At 41.7% G+C, this 5,363-nt stretch carries 5 protein-coding genes; all 5 read right to left on the reverse strand.

Annotation, left to right across the window (positions count from 1 at the left end; all coding sequences use genetic code 11):
• Positions 1-199: 199 nt before the first annotated feature.
• Positions 200-1,777: an amidohydrolase gene (locus HCK02_RS13125; RefSeq protein ID WP_167630552.1), complete on the reverse strand. Its 1,578-nt coding sequence runs from the start codon at positions 1,775-1,777 to the stop codon at positions 200-202.
• A complete protein-coding gene (locus HCK02_RS13130) occupies positions 1,764-3,005 on the reverse strand; it encodes an MDR family MFS transporter (protein WP_167630553.1) in 1,242 nt (413 codons plus the stop codon). The genes HCK02_RS13125 and HCK02_RS13130 overlap by 14 nt, the downstream gene beginning before the upstream one ends.
• A 156-nt stretch (positions 3,006-3,161) precedes the next feature.
• Complete coding sequence (locus tag HCK02_RS13135; protein WP_167630554.1) at positions 3,162-4,004, reverse strand: STAS domain-containing protein; 843 nt, start codon at positions 4,002-4,004, stop codon at positions 3,162-3,164.
• Between the two features lie 147 nt (positions 4,005-4,151).
• Positions 4,152-4,634 (reverse strand): GNAT family N-acetyltransferase, encoded by a 483-nt coding sequence (locus HCK02_RS13140; RefSeq protein WP_167630555.1) that lies wholly within the window; start codon positions 4,632-4,634, stop codon positions 4,152-4,154.
• A gap of 118 nt (positions 4,635-4,752) precedes the next feature.
• Positions 4,753-5,363 (reverse strand): Crp/Fnr family transcriptional regulator (locus HCK02_RS13145; RefSeq protein ID WP_208970481.1); only part of this gene is annotated, 611 nt, incomplete at its 5' end.

Here is a 5,363-nt window from a genome sequence, read left to right on the forward strand (position 1 = left end):
ATATAAAAAACTCCTAGATTTAATCTAGGAGAATATTTTTTATATTTCCTCTGTCTACTTGACAGAGAGTGGTTCACCGAGCAAGCTTGGTAGGTTATCCAACTAAGTTTAGCCGCCATCTTAAATGGTGCTTCGCATGAGAGCTGTGTCCCCCACAGCTCTCTTTTCACTCAAATAATAACATCTTCTTCTCTCCTCGTCAACTCTTGCTCGGATAAACTTCGCGGTCGTTGACGATGGTCTTTGCGACTTTAATAGAACGCAAATTTTCTTTTGCGATTTCAAATGGATCTGCTTCAAGCACTGTAAAATCCGCCGCAAAACCTGGCGCTAATTTACCACGCGAATCCGGTTTATAGCTAGCCTTTGCGCTTCCTGTCGTATAGAGCTCGATCGCTTCGTAAACACTCAGTGCTTCATCTTCAAAATAGCGTTTTCCGGTTAAATCACTATTAGCAGTCCGCATCACCGCAGCATGAATGCCATAAAGCGGGTTTGGAATTTCAATCGGTGCATCGCTTCCCCCAGCTAATTCAAAGCCATTTTCAAGCAGGGTTTTCCATGCAAACGCACGAGGTGGATGATTTTCGCCAAGCACATCAAGTGCCCATGGCAAATCACTCGAAAGAAACTGGGGCTGAATATCAAATAAAAGCGGCATGCCTTTTGCTTCTTCGATCAGCTCATCTGTCAGCCAAGGCGTATGAATCATGCGATCATGCTGCCCAGCTTTTGGTGGATATTTTTTCAACATCCGAATCACATCCCGAAAAGCAGCATCGCCTAAAATATGAATCGCAATTGGCAGTCCAGCTTTACGCGCACGCTTGACTAAACGCTCGAATTCTTCATCCGTTTGAATCTTTAAGCCATGTTCCTCTGGATTATCATGATAGCCCGCCGACATGTAAGCCGTTCTAGAACCCACCGTTCCATCATAAAAAATTTTCATGCTATCGAGTTCAACAAAAGGATCACCATCCATGAACCGCTCAGCCGAACCTTCAAACACATCGAACTCGGCATCGTGAATCAAAAGTTGCGCCCTGAAAGGAAAATCTTCCGAAAGCGTATCGCGGAAAGCTTGAAGTGTTCTTTCGAAGCCATTAAAATAATGCAAATCTTCCGAGTGCGCACCAGTCACACCTTTTTTCCATAAGTCCCGCACCGCAAGTTTAAGCCAAGCACTAATCGCTTCATTTGTCGGAACAGGAAAACGATCCGTTGCAAGATAAGTCGCATTGTCCCTCAAAATCCCCGTAAACACGCCAGATTCATCCAGAACCATCTCGCCACCACTCACTTCCTGCCGCACCAGTTTAGCCGCATCAATCAACGCCGAATTCACGCTTACACTGTGATAATCAATACGTCGCACAAGAATCGGATGGTTTTCGCTTACCCCATCTAAATCCCACCGAGTTAGGAGTGTCGCATCATCGCTCCACTTATTTTCATCATAGCCTTCCACAAACAGCCAAGCTTCGGCTTCAAGATCAAAAACCCGACGCCGAATGAGTTCTAACGCTTCTCGCTTGGTTGTCGTTTCGCTTAAATTCAAACGATCTAGTGCCTGCCCATACCACAATAAATGAATATGCGAATCCACGAAACCAGGGAAAACCGTCTTCCCATCCAAGTCTACCCGTTCCGCCTCTGGATACGCATCCGGATCCACATCAAGCGCCTGAATCACGCCATCCTGAGCGAAAACATTCCGAACAAAATCCCCTTCTTGTTGCATCGTATAAAATTTGGCATTCTCATAGATTTTCACTAAGCTCTTCCCCTTTCAAAGCTTTGTCTCGTTTGTCTCGAATTTGCAAACTCCTTTGTAAAATGGTCGATAAAACAGCCATCCCGAGCAAAATAAAGATGCCCACAAAAAGGGCTGTAATCCCGCCAAAGTTTTCCACAACAACCGCTCCTAAAAACGGTGCTAGCATCCGTGCGGCCGTCGCCATCCCATTCACAAGGCCTTGATAAAGACCCGCGCTTCCTTTCGGGGCAAGCTGATAGGCGATTGTCGGAATCGCCGGCCAAGCAAACATTTCGCCAAGAGTCAGAAAAATCATCCCAAGTACAAAGCCGCTGTAAACGTTCGCGTGCATCGCCACAATAAACGATAACGCGAACAGTAAAATCCCGATATAAATTTGAACATGTAAATGTCGTTTAAAGCGCGCCACAATCGGAATTAAAACAAACTGGCCTAGAACAATAAGCGCACCATTCAAGCTCCAAAGCTTGCCGTATTCCGCCGTTGAAATCCCAATATCGCTTGTCATATAAGTGGATAAATTGGATTGCCACTGAACGTGCGGCAACTGACAAAATAAATATGTAGCGAGCAAAAGGATCATCGAAAAAAGCCCAATCAAAGTGGGCCGCGAGCGCTTCATGCCGCGCTTACGATGCTTCGTTTCGCTTCCGATATGTTCCGATTTCCAATCAATTTTACGAAAGAAAACAAAAAAGAAAACCGCATAAAATATCGCAAACAGAAAGGCCCCTAAGTAAACTTTCCCCATTCCGAAGTCACTAAGTAAGCCTGCCAAAAACGGACCAACCGCAACGCCAATATTTTGCGCCACATAAATCGCATTAAAGCCGGTTCTTCCCCCCGCTGGGTGCGTCAGACCTGCCGCAGCATATAAGCCTGAAAAAACCATGCCCATCGCAAAGCCAACAAGCCATAAATTCCAAATAAAAGTCGGATACCCGTGGAACAAGCACAAGCTCAGTGTTCCAATAACGAGAATCACCGTTCCAATCCAGAGCGAGATGTAGCCTGAAAAGCGATCAAAAATCAAGCCGCCAATAATGCTTGAAATAATGCCCACAAAAGAATTCACTAAAAGTACCAGCGAGGCATCCGTTCCTGACATGCCAAGCTCGCCAGTCATATAAACCATATTAAACGGCCAAATAAACGATAAGCCGGTATATAAAAGTACCATGCCCACAATCACAATCCATAAATCGCGTGGTAAAAGTTTCGTCACGTTCTTTCCTTCCTTCCACTTCGTTAAGTTCACCCGAACAAGCATAACACAAAGTTTCCAAACAAAAAAGAGCAGAAAAACAGGAAAAAGCTTGGTGTTCCTCAAAAAACTGACTTTCCGAGAATCATATCGCTCAATTCCTATTTTCTACTCAAACTACATTGTCGCAAATTTTTTTTCAATCGCCGTGCTCAGTATACTTTCCACATGAATAGTTTCAAGCTCGAACCCGTGTTCAACAACAGCTCTCGCTACTTTAGGTCGAACACCCGAGAGCGTGCAAACAACCCCGATCAATTTTAAAGCATCAACCAATTGTTCCAATTCTTCTACAGCTATTTTGTCCAGCGTAGCAACCCCAGATAAATCAATAAATAAGTGATCAATTTTTTTCTTTGTACATTCATCAAGCGTGTGCTGCAAAATCACCTTAGCACGCGTTTCATCAATATCTCCAATCACCGGAAGCAAAGCCGAATGCTTCATCAGCGGAATAACAGGGCAGCTCAGTTTTAAAATCGTTTCCTTGTGAGCATTTAACTTAAGTTCCGTCTGAAGCGCATTTTCTCGAACAAAACGAATGACAATTTCCCCAAGCCGCTTCGTAATTTCTCGACTCCAGTAGTTGACTTCCTCGTTTTCCGCGTCACTCTCACTCGTCGCATAAAACTTCTCGATCAACTCTAAATACTGGTCTTCCACGCGAAAAAATTGTTCAATGATTTCATATATTGGCGTCAAAAGATGTTCGATGTCGCTCGCAAGTTCTCCCAACCAATTTTCAAAAAGCTCCCCAAAATCTTCCTCTTTTTCAAGAAACAAACGACAAAACAATAGATGAAACTGATAATTTTGCTGTTTAAGCCGGTCAATAACTTCCTCATCATTTGATGCGTAAACCCCATGTAAATTGCTGTGATCCATCTTGTTATACCAATCTTCCGTAAGCTCGCTTGTCCGTTCCATAAAAAAATCGTATAGTTCTTTTCGTTCGTACAATGGACTCTCCCTTTCCTTCTATTTCCCCCTTGCAAAAACCAGTATAGCTTAAAACAATTAATTTGTAAAAAAATTCACAAATAGTAATAATTACTATCAAAAAAGATTGTAAATAAAGGATCCCCTTCATTTACAATCTTCACCATGTTAAACTATATTCTTCTGATAAAATTTCGAATCTACAGCAAGAACATGAAAGTCGGCTGGCAAATCCATTTTATTGATTTCTTCATAAGCATTCTTCTCATAAAACCGATGAGCTGCTTTAAATTTATCCGTTGTTCCAAGATAAATCGTTTTCTTCCCCTTTTCCGCACAAAACGCCTCAAGCGCATCCAATAATTTTTGACCCGTTTGGTATTCTTTCCCCCGATACTCGGCATCTGTAAAAAGCTTTCGAATCGCAGCATTGCCGTTCTCCAAAAACAAAACACCTATCGTTCCAACCACTTTATCATCCTGAACAGCCACCCAAAAATGGCCCAACTCGTCCATATAATAATTTGAAATGTCCCTCAAATCTGGCTGATCCTCTAGCGTAATGGCTACGCCGAATTCATCTTGTTGAACCCCTAAAACCAGCTTTATCAACTGATCTCGATATTTTTCTTCATAGCTTTTGATTTGCACTTTATTCCCCACTTTCTTTTACGCGAAGTCTTTTTATAATCTCATTTTGACATTTGGCTGTCAATAAAAAAAGAACAAAAAAATCAGCCTTTAAATTCTTTAAAAGCTGATTTTGAAATTACGCTTCTACTTCTGCAGTTTCTTCAAGCGGTATGCAATTTGGGCGCTTTGCCCAGTTACTTTTTTCAAGTAAAACCCAGTTGCGTCTACGAATGGAAATCATATTTTCCATTAACAAATCGTTCTTGATTTTAACAAAATACTCGCGACTTACATTGCTATAGCGCGCAAGTTCTGATTGATTACAAGATACTGGAATATAAATTTCATCTTCACTTTCTACCCCAACATCTAAAGCAATTTGATAAATCAAGGCTTCGACACGTTGTCTTGCCGGAAGACGATAGCGTTCAAGTGCCCCAGCCAAGCGATGAATATTTTTTTCTGTAATTTCCTCTAAATACTTTTCATCTTCTATTTCAAGCAAGAAACACTTACCACGAGAGAAATATTGAAAAAAAGGTTCTTTAACAGGATCAACATGAAAAACACTGCCTTGCTTCAAAACTTTAATCAATGTTCCATTCGATTCCTGCATGATATGTCCGTCTACAACTAAAAATAACCCTGTTTCATTAATTTGCTTGTTTCCAGAAAATGATAAAACATTTTTCTTTGATACATACATCATTTTTCCTCCTTTAAGATTTATAATAGATACCCCTATTC

Source organism: Listeria valentina (assembly GCF_011800755.1).
GTDB classification, from domain to species: Bacteria; Bacillota; Bacilli; order Lactobacillales; family Listeriaceae; genus Listeria; species Listeria valentina.